Here is an 18,372-nt window from a genome sequence, read left to right on the forward strand (position 1 = left end):
GAAGAAGACAGATTTATAATTTATTAAGGCAGGCAGAAGACATAGGCAGTTCATTTTTTCTTCTCGGGTCTACATCCGGACGGCTTTAAAATTTTAAGGAGGTCATTATGAGAAATCCGGGTTTGAACTCTGTAATACCCAGTTGCCTACTTTTATCAGTTCTCCTGATAATTTTTATCCCTCAATCTGGAAGGGCGCAGGTTGAGGTCTGGACCGCCCGCTATGATGGCGGGGCAGATGACTGGGATGAGGCGACTTCAATGGTGCTGACTCCGGACGGGAATATTGTGGTTACCGGTTTCAGTGTCGGCAGTGACCACAGCCGGGACATCGCTACCGTCAAGTTTTCCGGAACGGATGGGGAGATTATCTGGAGCCAGCGCTGGGCAAGGAACACCGGATCAAGGGATGAAGGCTGGAAGGTTTGTAGTGATACCGCAGGCAACATTTTTGTTGCCGGCTGGACAAGAACGACCGGGGCCGACACCGATTTTGTCGTGATCAAGTATTCGGCTGATGGTGAGGAGCAGTGGGTCTATGTCTATGATTCTGCCGGCGGTCCGGACCGGGCAACCGGCGTGGTGGCAGATGAGGCGGGCGGATGTTATGCTGCCGGTTATTCCTCCAATGGCACCAACCGTGATTATGTGATTTTTCATTTCCGGCCGGATGGCAGCCGGGACTGGTTCGTGCGGTATAACGGACCGGCGAATGGTAATGATCTGGCAAATGCAGTTGCCCGGGATAAAGCGGGGAATATCTATGTCACCGGTTTCTCCTGGGGTGGTTCTGCTGCCCGGCTGGATTATCTGACGATGAAGATCAGTCCGGCAGGCGAAACACTCTGGACCCGGCGTTATGATGGCACCGCAGTTGACAGTCTGATCAAGAATGATTTCGGATTTGCCCTTGCGGTTGATGATTCAGACTATGTGTATGTTACCGGCAGAGCAGGGGAAAGCGGAAGCTGGTATGATGGCACGACAATCAAGTACACCCCATCAGGCCAGGTGGTCTGGATTAACCGGTTTGACTGGGGTGAAAATGCGCTTGACGGCACGGGTGAGATCAGAATCGGACCGGACCGGAGTGTCTACTGTGCGGGTTATACCGAGACCAATATCGGCTGGTTTGACATGGTAATTTACAAACTGGCGCCGGACGGGCAGCTGGAATGGCAGCGCAGTTATGATTATGTTGCCGATGATGACAGTGTGACCGGGTTGTGGGTAGACCGTTTTGGTAACGCCTATCTTACCGGTTATTCCTATGGCGGGGACGGCTGTATGGACTGGGTGACAATGAAATACAATCCGAACGGTGCCCTGATCTGGATGGCACGGCACAGTACCTTTGACGAGGATGATCAAAGTTATGATATTGCGGTGAATGGACTGGGTGATGTGCTGGTCGCCGGGTATGACTATCTGGAGGGGAGCGAGGATTATGCGGTGGTCAAGTATTCCGCACCGGATGTCGGTGCTGCGATGATCATTCAGCCGGTTGATACCTTCCGGCTGGATGCAGTTGTCACTCCTAGGGTGCGGGTGAAGAACTTCAGCGCGCTCAGCTTCACATTTCCGGTGCGGATTGAGATCGGCAATTTCTATTTTGACATCCAGCAGGTGCCGGCACTGGCACCATATGATTCCGCGGATGTTACTTTTGCTCCTTGGTTAGTACGTGATCTCGGAGAGCATGCGGTGGTGTGCTATTCAATGCTTAACGGCGACAAGGAACCCGGTAATGATACGGTCCTGGGTAGGGTGATTACCGTTTCCGCATGGGAGCGGCTTGAGGACATGCCGGCTGGTGCTCGCGGGAAGGGGGTAAAGGATGGTGGTGCGCTGTCATTTGCCCAGGATAGTCTGGTTTTCGGATTCAAGGGCAATAATACCACCGAATTTTATGCTTATAATACCCGATCCGGGCGCTGGGTGATCAAAGAGAGTATCCCCGCGGTCGGCAGGAGCGGAAGCCGGAAACGGGTCAAGGGTGGCGCCTGTCTTGCGGCTGATACCGCAGGAAGTCTGTTTGCTCTCAAAGGCAGTAATACTTTGGAGTTCTGGCGGTATTCAATTGCTGATAACCGCTGGACCCAGCTGCCCGATTTTCCGACCGGTGGCACGACCAAGCGGGTGAAGAATGGTGCCGGGATGGTTTATGTGCCACAGCTGCACCGGATTTATGCCCTGCGTGGCGCCAATACCAACGATTTCTACTGCTATGTAATTGCCCGAGATTCCTGGATGGGGAGAAGGAGCGTTCCTCCTGGAGAGCGCAACCGGCGGATGAAGGATGGAAGTGCGATTGCCTTTGACGGCGATTCACTGATCTATGCGCTCAAGGGTGGTACCTATGAGTTCTATGCCTACAACATCAGCCGGGATACCTGGATTCAGCTGCCCTATATTCCGGACAGCAGGATTCATACCAAGCGCACCAAGATGAAGAAGGGGGCGGCAATGGCTTATGATTACCAGTTCCAGCGGGTATATGCAACCAAGGGTGGCAAGTCAACCGAGTTCTGGTTCTTTGATGCAATCGGGGACAGCTGGAGTGAGACCCGGGATACCTTTCCCAGGGGCCCGGACAACAAGGCACCCTCCAATGGCGGTGCGCTGACCTATGGTGCCGGCAAGGTTTACGCCCTGAAGGGTAACAAGACCCGGGAGTTCTGGCGGTATAATGCCAATTTTCCACTCAATCCGCCCCTGCCGAGTGTGCAGGCAGAGGTATCAAGCCTGTTACCGCGACTGCGGATGACAGTTATGCCCAATCCGGTCCGGAGTCACGGTCTAATCCGTTACACTCTTCCCCAGTCGGGCGCAGTGCGGATGGCGGTCTATGACATCGCCGGCAGGGCGGTCCGGATGGTGAAACGGGATTATTTGCCGGCTGGCGAGCAGACGGAGCGGTTGGAAACTGCCGGGCTGAGTGCCGGAGTGTATCTGGTTCGGATTGAGGTTCTGGACGGTTCGGGCAGATACGGCGCAACGCAGAAGGTTCTTATTACCCGCTAATGGCAGAGAAAGTTGAGGGAGGTTCAAGATGAAGTTTGCTGTAAAACTGGCCATTCTCGGTCTGATTCCGGTGTTTTTGACCGCCGGCGCGGTGGATACAATGTGGTTGCGGATTTATCCGGGTTCGGATTCGGCAAGCGGTAACTTTAATCAGGCGGGTGATATCGGGTTTGACCCGCAGGGCAATATCATTGTCTGCGGTGCCGGAGAAAAGGGAACTGCGGGCAGTACCGATATGCTGGTTGCTAAGTTCAATCCGTGGGGTGAGACGCTCTGGGTGCGCTCCTATGGCGGGATTGTGGGCAGTGAGGAGGATATGGCGCATGCGCTGGCGGTAGATTCGTTCGGAAATATCTATGTGGTCGGAGTCACCGGTCAGTCAGGTCCTTATGATCTTGACATCACCTGGCTGAAATTTTCACCAGAAGGCAGTCTTCTCTGGGCGAGAAGGACGATGCTGCCTGATGATGATATCGGTTATGATATTGAGATCGGCCTGCAGGGCGATATCTATATCTGCGGTGCGGTTACCGATACCCACTTTGTTCTCTCCCGTTACTGGCTTGCCCGGATCAATCCGGCAAATGGCGATACGGTCTGGACCAGAAGTTATATTTTGGATACGCTGGCGTTTAATGCCAGAAAGGACCGGCACCCGGATTTTGTGATGAGTGACTGGGACCGGTGGGACAACTGCGCAGCCGCGCTGGCGATTTCTCCGGACTCCGGACATATCGTTACTACCGGCTTCGGCTACAGCGATAGCCGGAGCTATCAGGTGTGGACGATGAAGTTCCTTCCTGACGGCACCCGGCGCTGGCAGCATGAGCATTACTGGTCACTGGATTACGATGACGCCGGATTTGATGTCGCAGTGGCAAACAATGGCTACATCTTTGTTGCCGGATTTGAGGAGAATGATTACAACTGGTATGATGCCACTCTTTTGCGCTATGCTCCCACCGGCGGTACGCCTTCAGTGCGCAGGGTTAATGACCCGATGGATGATGAGGATTACTTCTTTGCAGTGACACTTGATGATTCCAATCCTCCGAATGTGTATGCCACCGGTGCCTATTATCAGAGCACGACGACCGGATTTGATATCATCACTTACAAGGCGAATGTGGCACTTACCGCCCGCTGGGGAACTGCCGGTGCAATTTTCTCCAGCAATCTTGATGATTACGGCTTTGCCATTACCTACAATCAGGGCAAGATTTATGTTGCCGGCAGAAAGGGCAATGACCTGGTGGTATTGTGTTACCGGGCGGACAATACGGTTCCGCACGATACCCTCTGGTCATTCAGCTACAATTCCCCTTACAATCAGGAGGATTTTGCCGCGGTAGTGGCGGCGATGGATTCGGATCATGTGTATTTTGCCGGTCAGGTTGCGCGAACCGGAGTTGCGAACAGTTACACCGATCTTATTGCCGGGAAGCTGTTTTACCCTTATCCTGATGTCGGGGTGGATGCCATTCTTGCGCCGGCGGGTCTGGTGGGATATCAGGAAACGATCACACCTCAGGTCCGTTTTGTCAACAGTGGTAATTCGCTTGCCCGGTTCAATGCCACTCTGCGTATCGGCAGTGATTACAGTCAGACCGTAAGCCGGACCACACCGCTCTATCCGGGTGATTCCTGTGTTTTAACCTTCCCGGACTGGGTGGCGCATCCGCTCGGGCAGGTGACGGTTACCTGTACAGTGGCGATGAGCGGGGATCGGGAACCACTGAATAATCTGCTGACTGGAGCGGTTCAGGTGGTGCTGCGCGATGCCGGCTGTCTGCGGATCGTGGCACCGGCGGATACCGTGGATTCGGGGGTGGCGGTTACACCGCAGGCATGGGTCCGCAATTACGGCACGGTTCAGGAGAATATCGGCGTCCGGTTCAGAATCGGCGACGGCTATGTAAATCAGCAGACGGTTCTGGTTGCTCCCGGGGAGAGCGCGCTGGTCCAGTTTGCCCTGTGGCGGCCGGCTGTGCCCGGTACCTGGGCGCTCCGCTGTTCCACCCTGCTGGCAGGTGATGCCAATCACAGCAATGATTTTGCTGATGGTCTGGTAGTTGTCCGTTCCGGTGGGGGTGTCTGGCCCGCAGGCTGGCAGGAGGTGGCATCGGTGCTCTCGCCACCCTCCGGCAGAGCGGTCAAGGATGGCGGCTGGCTCGCATTTGACCCGGAGCAGGGCAGGATTTATGCGGTCAAGGGGTACAAGACTGGAGATTTCTATGTTTACGATATTTATACCAACCGCTGGACCACCCTCACCCCCTGGCCTGCCGGCACTGAAGGCAAGCTGCCTTATAAGGGTTCTGCGGGCTGTTATGGTGATGGCAGGGTATGGGCGGTCAAGGGGTATAATACGCCGGAGTTCTGGTGTTATGATATCAGCACCAGTGAGTGGCGTCAGCTGCAGAATATCCTGCCGGGAAACTCGGGAAAGTACCCCAAGGGCGGGACCGATGTCGTCTATGCCGAGGTGGATGGTGTCGGTTATGTGTATCTGCTCAAGGGTTACAAGTGCGATTTCATGCGTTATAATACCGTGACCGGAGTCTGGGAACCGCTGCCGGATGCACCGGGAGGAATCAAACCCAAGTGGGATAAAGGTTCATGGCTTGCTTTTGACGGTGAAAATACACTTTATGCGCATAAGGCAAAGTATCATGAATTCTGGACCTTTGATGTCCGGGCAGGGCAGTGGAGTCTGACTCAGCTGCCTAATCTGCCGTTTGCCAGTCAGCGCACCGGCAAAAGCAAGAAGTCCAAGGATGGTGGTGCCGGTTTCTATTACAACGGTTTCATCTATGCGCTCAAGGGGGGCAATACCTGTGAGTTCTACCGGTTTGACTGCACCGGTCAGACCTGGGCCGAGCTCGACCCGATGCCGGAGATCGGTTCCACTGGCAGAAAGAAGCGGGTCAAGGCGGGAGGGGATATCGTTGCCGGTGTCAACGCCTGCTGGGCGCTGAAAGGAAATAAAACGCTTGAGTTCTGGCGCTACGGTTTGATTCAGCCTGCAGAACCGGACCGAGGTGCGCCCAGTGCTCAGAGCGGTGAGGTGGCTGGTGCCGGGTGCTGGCAGTTGATGCCGGTTTACACCCGGGCGGGGGTCGGTTTCCGGTATTCTGCTCCGGAGCCGGTGCGGATTCAGGGACAGCTTTACGACCGGTCGGGCAGGCTGGTGCTGACTGTGCCGGAGATGCAGATCACCGGCACTGGAACCGTCAAGCCCGATCTCTCCGGTCTCAGTGCCGGGGTTTATCTTCTGAAACTGGAGGCGGGTGACGGCACAGTTCAGCATAAGAAGCTGATTCTGCGGCCGTCAGTGGAGCAGTAGGACCCGGCGCAGCGGCCGGTCTGCAGTTTTAAGGAAGTAGACCCCGGAGGAAATACGAACCAGCCAGTTCAGACCGGGGGAGAGCTTCGCCACTTTTCTCCCGCTCCGGTCCAGAAGCAGACCGTAATCAGGGACAGTAATCACTGGCAGACGATAGATTGAGGGCTGGAGCCTGGTGCCCGGCTTGCGGTCCGGAAGGTCCGCCACCGCGGTAAGAAACCGGGGTTTAAGCATGCCATCGCCAATAAGGCACATCCCGTAAAACCAGGAGCGTTCCCAGGGTTCAAAACCGCCCTGTGCCTGAGAGGTGAACCAGTCTCGGAATGCGAGTGCCAGCGGCTCACCACCGGCAAGGGGCAGATAGAAGTCCTGAAACTCGAGCATCGAGCCGGTTTTGGTGGAGCCGATTGCCGCCAGCCCGGATGATGACTGAAACACATACCTGCCACCGCAATACCCGGTTTCCACAAACCGGACATTGGAGCAGGCAAACAGGTTGTAAAAGCAGGCTTCAGGATTAATGCGCGGTATCGATTCGCCGTAGAACCAGTCCCAGCTCTGGCTGTGGTTGTATTTCATCGCATGGCCTCCGGGCCAGGAATGAGCACACAGCTGAATCCACTGATAGGCGGCGGTGTCAATCCTTGGTTTGTAGTCCCGGACCCGGGTCTGCTCCGAATCGGCGACAAACACCCGCTCCGGATACAGCAGGCCGACATGTGAGTTCCATTCTCCTGCCCAGGGTGTCCAGTCGTCATCAATATAGGTGAGCGCCCGGTCCCGGATCTGGAGTCTGCCGGTGCGGTAGGCGTGGAGGCGGGCGAGATACTGCTGAATCAGACTGATATCCGGGCTGATGGTTGAGATGTAAATCCGGGAAATGCCGATCTCCGGCTCAATTGCACCGTAATGGGTGTCATGGATGCGGTCTGAACCGGGGACAAGTGAGTCCAGCGTATCCAGTCGGACCAGCGTATCCAGCCAGGTGCCATCCAGATCCATCAGGAAGAGATCACAGGGAAACTCCTCGTAGTGCTCATCCGGATCCCGCCTGCCGTTGCTGTTCCAGTCGTCAATGAGCTGAAACCAGGGCACCGGCAGGTTGCCGATCAGAATGGCGGCGGTCAGACTGGAGTACTGGTATTCCCGTACGAAAAAGGCACGCAGTGACTCCGGGCTGGTGCCGGTGATGGCGAAGGCGGCAACCGAGTAGCCTTCACCGGTCAGGTCCGCATAGAGGGTGTCAAGCCACGGATTCAGGGCGCTGACAAGTGAATCCTGAATCAGGATATCAACCCGCGGGTCAAACCGGCTGCCGGCACCGGCAAGCGGTGAAACCTGCCATCGGTCGGTCAGGGGCTGGCGGGCAACGAACTCCTGATAGCTGAGCGGTCTTGATGAGTTTGGGCTCAGCCAGCGCAGGACCGTAACTTCAGGAGGAGCCATCAGGATGAGCAGGGTGGATATCAGAATTTGCATAACTGATTATAATCATCAGCTTAGCGCAGTCAAAGCGGGTTGTGTGATTGCTTAACCATCTTCATATCAGATGAGGAAAGCCTTTTTCTCTTTTGGAGACCGGAATGGTAGGACTCTTTTCCTGGGGCTGAGTCCTTGGCATGATTTTCCTTGACAGGTGTGTGTGTGATTATAATAGGTTCGCCCCCGGTTCCGGACCCGGGGGTGAAATGAGTGAAGATGATGTACCGGAGATGGCTGGTGACTGTGATGCTGGCAGTCACCGCAATACCTGTGGGCAGTGTGGTTGCTGATGACGGGTTAAACCCAGAGGGGCTGTTTCTTGCGGTGTTTAATGCTGATGGCTCCTATGCGGATCGCAGCTATGTTGCTGCCTACATTTATGACATCACCTCCACCGAGCCCGCATCCCTATATGTAATCGGCAGCACGGGACCTGGAGAGGGTAATAACAACATCGGGCCCACCTACAATATCTGCCGGTTTGCCCGTGGCGGTGCGCTTCCGCCCGGTGATGCGATCCCCTGTGATGCCTGCTATCGCTGGCGGTTCTATGCCTGGAAGGTGATTAACGGCACCACCTATTACAGCAACTGGAGCAAGGAGATGCGCTACTCTGCGCCCGACCATCTGTATGACAGTGACAATCTGTATCTCACCCGGACTGCGCCACCGGAGCCGATACCGCCCTACTATGCGAATGAGTGAGGTCGGAAATGGGCTTGGGGGAGCGGACTGGCTGGTGGTCAGGAAGGTTGAGCAGGCTGGTCCTGCTCCCCTTGATTTTCTGTCCGCTGCTTTGGGCACAGGTCTGGATCCGGACCTTTGACGGACCGGCGCACGGGCGGGATATATTGTATTGTCTTGATATTGATCCGCTGGGAAATGCAATTGTAACTGGTAGTACCAAGATTGTACTCGGGGATGATACCGTGTTAGCAGGTTTGACATTGAAGTATGATCCGGCAGGTAACCGGCAGTGGGTGCGGATTCAGGACAATAATACTTGGCTGGCGCTGGTGTGTGATGGTCAGGGCAACGCCTATGTTTCCGGCTCTAACGGAATTGGCAAATACTATGCCAATGGTGAGCTTGCTTGGTTCTGGGGCAATCGGGTGAATGGCAGTGCTATTGCCCTTGACCGCAGGGGTGATGTGTGTGTTACCGGCTTTATTACCGAACCGCCGCCGGTGTGGAATCGTGCCGTCATCGCCAAGTATGACACGGCAGGACGGCTGCTGTGGATGTGGATTGATTCCTTAGGCTCCCAGATGTATGGTCTGGCACTGGATACACTGGACAACATCTATGTGGTTGGTTCCGATGCCAAGAGAGGTCCGCCTCCCCGGTGGCGGATAATGAAGTTCAGTCCGGAGGGGCGACTGGTCTGGGACCGGGTTACCAATACTCCCGGGGGTGCGATGAGCATTGCGGTCACTTCTGGTGGAGAGGCGTATGCGACGGGTGAATACCGGACGGGCACAGAGCCGGAGCGGATTGTGACGGTGAAATACTCGCCGGATGGTGAGGAGCGGTGGCTGCGGTATTATGACGGTCCTGGCTGGGACTGGGGATATCCGGTCAAGCTGGGTCCGGATGGGTGCTGTTATGTTATCGGTCCGAGTGGCACTCAACCCGGACCCTGGCCGCTGTTTGACTTTGTGACGATTAAGTATTCACCGGATGGTGAGGAGTTGTGGGTTAAGCGGTATGACGGGTCGGGCAAGGATGATATGCCGTTTGGGCTGGCGTTTGACTCCAGTGGTAATATCTATGTTGGTGGCTGGAGTCAGGTGCCGGCGGATTCGGTCAATTACAAGGCGGACTACACCCTGCTAAAATACGATCCGGATGGCAACCTGCTCTGGGAGGCGCGCTATTCCGGTCCGGATAATCTGGGCGGGTGCATCTACTCAATTGCAATTGATCGGGATAACTTCGTTTACACCGCCGGCAATATTTTTGTCGGAGCGCGGCCGCTTTACAGCTATGATGCCTGCATTATCAAATACCTTACGACCGGGCCAGGGATGGTGGAGCCGGGCACAGGCAGGGCTGGCAGGTCGGCACTGGTGCTTAGTCCCAATCCTGCCCGGTTCTGGTTTATGATTACCGGAGCCAGCCGGGTGGGAAATGTCCGGCTCTATGACATCGCCGGCAACCGGTTGCGGGTTTATGAGCGGGCAGAATCGGGGTGTTTTCCCCTTGCGGGTTTGAAGTCCGGGGTTTATCTGGTGAAGGGCGATACCCCCGAGGGTGAGTTTACTCGGAAACTTGTGGTCAGACAAATTTGGGATAATCAGATCAAGTAATTTACCTTCCTGCCATTCTGAAGCCAGATTTTGAGGAGACCCCACGGTTATTCCTTTCCGAGATGAGGTTTCAGTTCCAAATCCGGTCCGGTTTCCAGTTAGGTCGCGTATCATGGTATTAGTAGATTTATTCCGGTTTGGTATTATAATTGGGCATGCGCCGGATTGTGTTCGGATTTCTGATTGCCGGCTGGGTGCTGGCTGAGCCGGTGCGTATCGGTCTGGCGCTTTCCGGTGGAGCTGCCCTTGGTCTTGCCCATATCGGTGTGCTGAAGGTGCTGGAGCGGGAGGGGCTGGATTTTGTCGGAATCTCGGGAAACAGCATGGGTTCGCTCGTGGGCGGGGTTTATGCTGCCGGCTACAGCGCGGCTCAGATTGAGAGCATTGCCCTGAGCGTTGACTGGAACCGGCTTTTCTCCTCTCAGCCCGCCTATGGCGCCCAGTATCTGCAGGAGAAGCAGCAGGTGGAAAGGTATATCCTGCGCCTGCGACATAACCGGTTTCTGCCCTATCTGCCGGGCGGGCTGATTTCGCTGCAGAATGTTGAGCTTCTGCTTAACCGGCTGCTGGCTGAGGTTGAATTTAATACCGGATACGATTTTGACCGGCTGCCAGTGCCCTACCGGGCGGTGGCGGTGGATATCCGGGCGGGCAGGAAGGTGGTCCTGAAGTCGGGCCGGCTGGAGCAGGCGATCCGGGCAAGCATCGCCATTCCCGGGGTTTTTTCGCCTGAGGTAATTGAGGGCCGGGAGCTGGTGGATGGCGGGGTGCTGGATTATCTGCCTGTGACCGCACTGGAAGATTTTCAGCCCGATTTCATCATTGCGGTTCTGACAATGCGGCGTCAGGAATCTCCAGATCAGAGTCTGCTTGATGTCGCCTCCCGGAGTATTGATCTGATGAGTATTGCCAATGTTGAACAGGCGCGGCAGCGGGCGGATGTGGTGATTGAGCCGGATGTTTCGAGGTTTCTCCATTCCGATTTTGCCCGTGCCCGGGAGCTGATCGCTGCCGGTGAGTCAGCAGCACTACGGGCGTTGCCGGTGATCCGGGAAAGGCTCAGGGGTAGGGTGCCGGTGCGGAGCAGAAACCGGATTGAACCCCGGTCCGTGCCGGTAGTGCGGCGGGTGGTCTTTGAAGGTCTGAAGCGGACCCGGCGCTCGCTTCTTCTACCCTATCTTCGCACCCGGGAGGGTGTAAGGCTGAATTTCGGTCTGCTCCTCGGGGATGTGGAGCGGCTTTTCAATACCGGGCTGTTTGAGGATGTGAATTTCCGGTTAGGAGAGGTCACCGCGGAGAGTGCCGATGTGATCTTCGAGGTCAATGAGCGGCCGTTCGGGTTCTATGCGTTCGGGGTGCGCTATGATAATTATGATAATGTGGTGGTCGGGGCTGAGGTCGGGGAGGAGAATATTCTGGGTTTCGGCGCTACGGTCCGTGCCGGCGGTGTGGTCGGTAATCCGAATGAATTCCGGCTCGGGGTTACCGGCACACGGATTTTCCAGCTGCCTCTAGGATACCGGATTGACGGTTACATCAGCTCGCTGAGCCGGAGTCTCTGGGAGCAGGGGCGATTTGGTTCGAGTTACTTTGTCCGGGTGCGGGGTGTGGTGACCGAGGCGGGCTACAGCACCGGCAGAAACGGGTTTTTCAATTTCGGCGCCCGGGTGGAGCGGATCGGTTATGAGGGCATGGCGGTGGAGACCCTGCCCAGTGGCTTGCTTGCCGGTCTGCGGGCAAATCTGGAGTTCAATACCTTTGACCGGCTGGAGCTGCCCGGCCGGGGTCTGGGGTACCGGTTGAGCGGGTTTTACTCCAGCCCGAAGGTGCTGAGCCGGTTTGAGTTTCTGAAGGCGGAGTTTGCAGATGAACAGGTTGTGCCGCTGTCTGCCCGCTGGGCACTGCGCTGGTGGAGCGATATCGGGCTGGTGCTGGGCAGACCGCCGTTCAGTGAGCAGTTTCTTTCCGGTGGTGAACGGTTTGCCGGTTTTGCGCCCGAGGAGTTTGTTAGTGAGCAGCGGTTGATCGCCGGTTCGGCACTGCGCTGGCGGGTACTGAACCTGCTGAGCCGGGATGATTATCCGGTATATCTTGAGGCCGGGGTTAATGCCGGAACCTTTGCCCGGCCGGATTCGCTGCTGTTGAGCGACCGGGTTTTTGAGCAGCTGCACTGGGGCGCCGGTTTCGGGGTGATGACGAACACACCGGCAGGGCCGCTGAAGCTGATCGTCGGACTGGGCAACTTTTTCAAGCCGACGCCGCATCCGGGCGGGGTGCGGATTTACCTTTCTCTGGGCAAGGAGTTCCGATACCGGCGCTGAGCCGGATTTCAGTCGCGGCTGCCCGGACAGGCGCGGACACACAGCCCGCAGATGAACTGATGGACAAAGTGCTGGCGCTGAAATTCCCTGAGTTTCTCAAAGCAGGCTTGATGATCAAACTCCTCGGGTTTTTCCCGGATCGCACCCGCAGGGCAGATCGAGATGCAGTTGCGGCATTCACCGCAGTCCCGGTTGAGCGGTGTGCCCGGCTCCAGTTCCAGATCGGTGAGGATGGTGACGAGCCGGACCTGAGCACCGTATTCCGGGGTGACGAGCAAATTGTTTCTGCCCAGCCAGCCGAGCCCGGCCTCAATTGCAATCCGCTTGTGGGAGAGGTGCGCCCGTTGGTTCTGCCAGTCAACAAACTGGGAGGCGGGGATAGGCAGGGCGCGGTAGTCGTTGTGCTGAAGCCAGATGGTGATGTCAAGGGCAATCCGGTCGAGGGTGAAGTTGACCTGGCGGTAATGATGTTCGTAGAGCAGATCCGGATGATCAGGCAGGGCCTCGAGGATTTCGCGGGCGAGCCGGACCCCGAGGACAATCGCATAGGGCAGCCGGTCAAGCGTAGTGCGGGGAAGAAGGAAGTCGTCGGTCCGGATTTTGCGCAGGTCGGCAACGCCGATGAGCGCCGCACCCCGGGCGCGGGCAAGTGATTCCAGTTCGGTACGCAGGCGAATCAGGCTCATTCGGGCTCCTTAACGATTATATTCGTTGCCGGTTTTTTATCAAGATATACCGTAAGGGCAAAGATGGCTGCCGGCGTTATTCCCGGAATCCGCTGTGCCTGACCGACCGATGCGGGTCGGATGCGGCTCAGTTTCTCGCGGACTTCAGTGGACAGCCCTGGAATCTGATAGTAATCGATGCCGGGAGGAATTCGGATTTCCTCCAGCTCCTGGAAACGGGCGACCTGCCGTTTTGTCCTTTCAATATAGCCTTCATATTTGACCTCAACCTCAATCAGCTCCTGAACCGGCAGGGGCAGCTGGGGTGCGGATTCGGTCAGCCGGCACAAACTCTGCCAGGTAATTTCGGGCCGGCGCAGCAGTTCTAGGGCTGAAGCCGGTTCCTGAAGCGGAGCGGTTTTGATCTCCTTAAGGATCCGGTTGACCCGGTCTGAAGGTCTGATCCGGCAGGTGCGCAGCCATTGCATACCCTTCTGGAACTGCTGATTTTTTTCCTCGATCTTGCGGAAGCGCTCCGGGCTGACTAGTCCCAGCTCATAACCCTTCGGTCCGAGCCGGAGGTCGGCGTTGTCCTCGCGCAACAGCAGCCGGAACTCAACCCGGGCGGTAAACATCCGGTAGGGTTCATCGGTGCCCTTTGTAACCAGGTCGTCAATCAGGACCCCGATATAGCCATCAGTCCGGGAGAGAACAAAAGGCGGTTTGCCTCTGACCTTCAACACCGCATTGATGCCGGCAACCAGTCCCTGAACCGCCGCCTCCTCGTAACCGGTCGTGCCGTTAATCTGACCGGCAAAGAAGAGGTTCCGGATCAGCCGGGTCTCCAGGGTCGGGTTGAGTTGGGTCGGGTCAGAATAGTCGTGTTCAATCGCATATCCGGGCCGGAGCATCCGGCATTCCTCCAGACCCGGGATGGAGTGGAGCATCCTTTCCTGAATTTCCACCGGCAGTGAGGTGGAGATGCCATTGGGGTAGCATTCGATCGTGTCGGTGCCTTCGGGTTCAATGAAGATGTGGTGGCGTTCCCGTTCAGCGAACTTGACCACCTTGTCCTCAATTGAGGGGCAGTAACGGACGCCGCGGCCCTTGATCACGCCGGTGTAGAGCGGGGAGTATTTCAGACCCTTCCGGACAATTTCGTGGGTTTTGGGGGTAGTATAAGTGAGATAGCAGACCGCCCGGTTCCGGAGCGGCTGTCCGGTCCAGAAGGAAAACGGCCGGGGTGGCTCGTCACCCTCCTGTTTCTGCAGGACATCAAGCCTGACGGTGCGGATGTCAAGCCGGGGCGGGGTGCCGGTTTTGAATCTGCCGATCCGGAAGCCCAGTTCCTGCAGGTTCCGGCTCAGAAGGTTTGATGGTGCCTCGCCCAGTCTGCCGGCGGGAAAGCTGACCAGTCCGATGTGGACCAGCCCGGAAAGGAAGGTCCCGGGCGCAAGGATTATCGTTCTGCCGTAGAACTTCTCGCCGGTTTCGGTTTCAATGCCGATGGCGGTTTTTCCCCGGGTGAGAACCCGGGCGCAGGTTCCCTGCCGGAGAAAGAGGTTTGCGGTTTTTTCCAGAACTGAGCGCATGAGCTGGCGGTAGAGCTGACGGTCAACCTGAACCCGGGAGGAACGGACCGCTCTGCCCGAACTGGTGTTCAGCTGGCGGAAGTGAATGCCCGCAAGGTCGGTCACCTGTGCCATCTGCCCACCGAGCGCATCCAGCTCCCGGACGAGCTGTCCCTTGCCGATGCCGCCAACCGCGGGATTGCAGGACATCAGAGCAATAGTGTCCAGGTTCTGAGTTAAAAGCAGTGTTCTTATGCCCAGCCGGGCACTAACCAGTGCCGCTTCACATCCCGCATGGCCGGCACCGACCACGATGACATCAAATTTTTCCGCCGGCATCACAGCTGATTTTAGTTTCTCCTGAGGGAAATGTCAATCAGCCGTCTCTTGGGTGATATTCAGATTTGACACCAATCGGGTTCAGGTTAAAATCGTTTAACCATGCGGACGCTCTTGCCCCTGTTTATATTGCTGGGAATGGCGGTAATGCCGGTTTATGCCCTTTTTGAGGAAAATGCATCTGGAGTCCGGGCAGAGGGGATGGGCGGCAGTTTCTGTGCGGTGGCGGATGATCTCAGTGCGCTCGATTTCAATCCTGCGGGGCTTGCCTTTGTCCGGGAGAGACAGTTTCAGAGTTTTTACAAGCTGCTTTACAGCGGGGTGGGGGTGAATCTGCACACATTCCATGCCGGTCTGGCACTCCCCCTGAGCCGGTTCGGTTGTCTGGCAGGGCGGGTCCAGGAGACCGGTTTTGAGCTTCAGTCCCAGCGTTCGCTCAAGCTTGGACATGGCTTTTTACTGGCAGAGGGACTGGCGTTCGGTTACGGAATAAACGGCTATAATCTCGTTCAGCAGGAGCTGGGTTCCGGATATGCCTTGGGCCTGGATGTAAGCCTCTTTGCCCGGATTGCCCGTTACTGGACCGTGGGGTTTTATGGTCATAATATCAACCTGCCGAAAATCGGTTCTTCAGAACTGCCGTCAGTGCTTGTCCTGGGACTGGGGTTTTCTCCCCGGCAGGGCATTCAGTCATCGCTGCAGGTGAGCAAGGAGCCCGGGATGCCTACCAGAATTGCTCTGGGGCAGGAGTTTGAGGTTGTCTCCGATTATCTTATCCTGCGTGCCGGTGTCCAGAATGAACCGGTCCGGTTCGCCTTCGGACTGAGTACCGGTTTGCGGCGGGTCGGAATTGACTATGCGCTGATCACCCATCCGGTTCTACCCTTTACTCATAACTTCGGACTGCGGGTGAAATTTTAGCCTGATGCTGCTGGTCTTTGTCTGGCTATTGGGTCTGTGGACAGCAGATAATCAGCTGGATATCAACCGGGCAAACCGGGCGGAAATCGGTCAGCTGCCGGTGGATTCCATGACCGCGGACCGGATCTATGAGTATCTGCAGCTTTACGGCCGGTTCAACAGTATCTATGATCTGCTGCAGGTTCCCGGAATTACCCCCGAGAAACTGGATGAGCTGAAGCCGGTGATTTACATCCGGCCCCGGACTTGGGAGGAGCGGGCAACAGAGAATGTCCAGCGGATTCAGCGCCGGCTGGCAGCTGAGGACAGTCCGGGCAGGGCGGTAGTGGAGGAGTGGCAGGATCTGCTGCTGGATCCGCTCAACATTAACCGCGCAACGGTAGATGAGCTGCTGCTGCTGGAGAATGTGTCGCTGGTTGATGCGGTGGCGGTCGTGAATTTCATCCGGCAGGGAGGGAGGATCACGAGCCGTCGGGATCTGGCGAGCCAGGTTCCCGGTCTTTCAACCTATGGGTATCGGGGGATGCGGAATTATGTGACCTTTCAGGACCGGGCTGATACTGCCCGGGTCAGGATCTGGAGCGGGAACTACCGGTTGAAATACGAGAGCGGGCAGGACTGGGAGGTGCTTACCAGTGCAGAGGAGTTTACCGCAGCATTGAACAGCTTGGTTCAGGACAGCGCCCGGTTCCGGGAGGCTGGGTTTACCGAGCCGGAGCTGGCATTTTACCGGGAGAGGTTGACCCAGGAGCTGGAGTTTCGAAAAAACATGGGCAATACGGGCATAATGCGCCACCGGTTACGGGCACGGATTGGTGAACAGATCCGGGCTGGCGGACTGGTGGAGCAGAATTTATACGAAAAGCCGGGTTTCAGCGGTGTCAGGGGGTATGTGACTGTTGACAAAATCGGTCCGGTCCGGCGGCTGCTCGTCGGTGATTACCGGCTGACTCTGGGGCAGGGACTTTTAATCGATAACAATTTTGAGCTGATGGCAAGGACGCATAAGCGAACCGCCGGGCTTTTCGGCGAGCTGAATGAAAATCCCGGTTTTGGGCTCAGAGGAGCGGCGGTTGAGCTGAAATTATATCGGTCCGGCTTATTGGGATTTTATTCGCTGGCAAAGCGGGACGGAATTCTAAATCCGGACAGCACGGTAAACTGGTATATCATTTCCACACCACGCTACCCGACATTTAAAAATTTATTCGGTCAGACCGATGCCGGAGCCAGCTGGTCCGCTGATCTTTCCCAGCTGGTGTTTCTGCCACTCGGAACGCGCCTGGGTGTAAACGGTCTTTTTTCCCGCACCAGCCGGAGTCTGCAACCGGCTGCCCGCTATCTTGAACTTCCTGGTGATGCGGAGGTCATTGATGATCCGAACTGGGCCCGGCTGGATACGGGCAGAACCCGGCTGTTTTATTCTGCCGATTTCCGGACGGTGATTAACAATTTTGCCCTGGAGGGGGAGGTTGCTCATCAGCATCGGGGTGGCAGTGCCTATCTGCTGAAGGGTTATCTGCAGCATGATCTGCTGAATCTGACCGTGCTTTACCGGCATTATGATGTCAGTTATGTCAATCCGTATAACCGCGGGTTCTGTGAGGAGCTGCGGTTTGAGGATACACCACTGGAAAAGCCCTACCGGCTCATTGACCCGGCGTATGCTGCGCTCCAGAATTTCCCGATGCCCAAAGCGGAGCAGGGGTTTTTTGCCGAGATGCGCTATCAGATCTCCCGGCAGATTACCTTTACCCGTGCCTATCTTGATGTCTGGCGCAACCTTGCATATGGGGCGGACAATTTCCGGTTTCAGGCGGAAATGGAATACCGCCCGGTTTTTCCACTGCGGCTGCGCTTCCGGCAGAAGGTTCAGTTGAAGGAGCGACCGAGGCTGGTGCTGGGAACCGGCTCACTGTCCCTTGAGTCCTCACTGCGGGCACTGGTTTCGCTTTCCAACTGGGACTATCTGACTGGCGAACTGCGGTACAGCAGAACCCGGCTGACGCCAACGATGAAATACGATGACCGGGCGAGTATTGACGGCGACTTTGTGCTCGTGCAGTGGGAGCACAATTTTTCGGACGATTTTCAGGGGGAGCTGGGAATTGCCGGCTGGCGCAGCGGCGGCATGTCGAACTGGATGTTTGAGGACAACGGGATTGATTTTGTTGACGGCGACGGGTGCAAGTGGTATCTGGCATTGACTAACCGCCTGACCAATAATCTCCTTGTTTACCTGAAGTTCCGGCAGAAGTTAAGCATATTTCCCCATACCGGGCTGAGTGGAAATGAGGGCATCCATTATCCGGAAGGCATGCCGGTTCGGGATTTTATGAGTCAGAGCCGGCGGTTTGATATCTGGCTGCAGATTGATTTTCTCTGGTGAGGAGGT

10 protein-coding genes are annotated in these 18,372 nt (G+C 56.4%); 7 read left to right on the forward strand and 3 right to left on the reverse strand.

The annotated features are described in order from the left end of the window. The first annotated feature begins 107 nt into the window (after window positions 1–107). The gene (locus tag ABIK48_01205; GenBank protein ID MEO0020780.1) at window positions 108–3,023 is read left to right on the forward strand and encodes a T9SS type A sorting domain-containing protein; all 2,916 of its coding nucleotides are present in this window, start codon (window positions 108–110) and stop codon (window positions 3,021–3,023) included. Between the two features lie 28 nt (window positions 3,024–3,051). Beyond that, on the forward strand, window positions 3,052–6,369 hold the full coding sequence (locus tag ABIK48_01210; GenBank protein ID MEO0020781.1) for a T9SS type A sorting domain-containing protein: 3,318 nt from the start codon (window positions 3,052–3,054) through the stop codon (window positions 6,367–6,369). On the opposite strand, the gene ABIK48_01215 is transcribed toward ABIK48_01210, so the two are convergent. Continuing rightward, complete coding sequence (locus ABIK48_01215) at window positions 6,355–7,848, reverse strand: hypothetical protein (protein MEO0020782.1); 1,494 nt, start codon at window positions 7,846–7,848, stop codon at window positions 6,355–6,357. The two genes, ABIK48_01210 and ABIK48_01215, sit on opposite strands and share 15 nt — an antisense overlap. A gap of 219 nt (window positions 7,849–8,067) precedes the next feature. On the opposite strand from ABIK48_01215, the gene ABIK48_01220 reads away from it, so the two are divergent. From ABIK48_01220 to ABIK48_01230, 3 genes are all read left to right on the forward strand, one after another. After that, complete coding sequence (locus tag ABIK48_01220) at window positions 8,068–8,556, forward strand: hypothetical protein (protein MEO0020783.1); 489 nt, start codon at window positions 8,068–8,070, stop codon at window positions 8,554–8,556. A gap of 47 nt (window positions 8,557–8,603) precedes the next feature. Next, window positions 8,604–10,160 carry an SBBP repeat-containing protein gene (locus tag ABIK48_01225; protein MEO0020784.1) on the forward strand — a complete coding sequence of 519 codons (1,557 nt, stop codon included), beginning with the start codon at window positions 8,604–8,606 and terminating at the stop codon, window positions 10,158–10,160. Between the two features lie 155 nt (window positions 10,161–10,315). Beyond that, a complete protein-coding gene (locus ABIK48_01230; protein MEO0020785.1) occupies window positions 10,316–12,481 on the forward strand; it encodes a patatin-like phospholipase family protein in 2,166 nt (721 codons plus the stop codon). A gap of 8 nt (window positions 12,482–12,489) precedes the next feature. Here the strand turns inward: ABIK48_01230 and ABIK48_01235 are convergent, their stop codons facing one another. Both ABIK48_01235 and mnmG read right to left on the reverse strand, forming a co-directional pair. Further along, the gene (locus tag ABIK48_01235; protein MEO0020786.1) at window positions 12,490–13,167 is read right to left on the reverse strand and encodes a 4Fe-4S double cluster binding domain-containing protein; all 678 of its coding nucleotides are present in this window, start codon (window positions 13,165–13,167) and stop codon (window positions 12,490–12,492) included. After that, window positions 13,164–15,056: a tRNA uridine-5-carboxymethylaminomethyl(34) synthesis enzyme MnmG gene (gene mnmG, locus ABIK48_01240; protein ID MEO0020787.1), complete on the reverse strand. Its 1,893-nt coding sequence runs from the start codon at window positions 15,054–15,056 to the stop codon at window positions 13,164–13,166. The genes ABIK48_01235 and mnmG overlap by 4 nt, the downstream gene beginning before the upstream one ends. Before the next feature lie 102 nt (window positions 15,057–15,158). Between mnmG and ABIK48_01245 the strand changes: the two genes are divergently transcribed. Both ABIK48_01245 and ABIK48_01250 read left to right on the forward strand, forming a co-directional pair. After that, on the forward strand, window positions 15,159–15,977 hold the full coding sequence (locus ABIK48_01245; GenBank protein ID MEO0020788.1) for a hypothetical protein: 819 nt from the start codon (window positions 15,159–15,161) through the stop codon (window positions 15,975–15,977). A gap of 4 nt (window positions 15,978–15,981) precedes the next feature. Next, complete coding sequence (locus ABIK48_01250; protein MEO0020789.1) at window positions 15,982–18,366, forward strand: helix-hairpin-helix domain-containing protein; 2,385 nt, start codon at window positions 15,982–15,984, stop codon at window positions 18,364–18,366. The last annotated feature ends 6 nt before the right edge of the window (window positions 18,367–18,372 follow it).

It is taken from the genome of candidate division WOR-3 bacterium, from assembly GCA_039801085.1.
GTDB lineage: Bacteria > Hydrothermota > Tepidihabitantia > Tepidihabitantales > Tepidihabitantaceae > JAOABP01.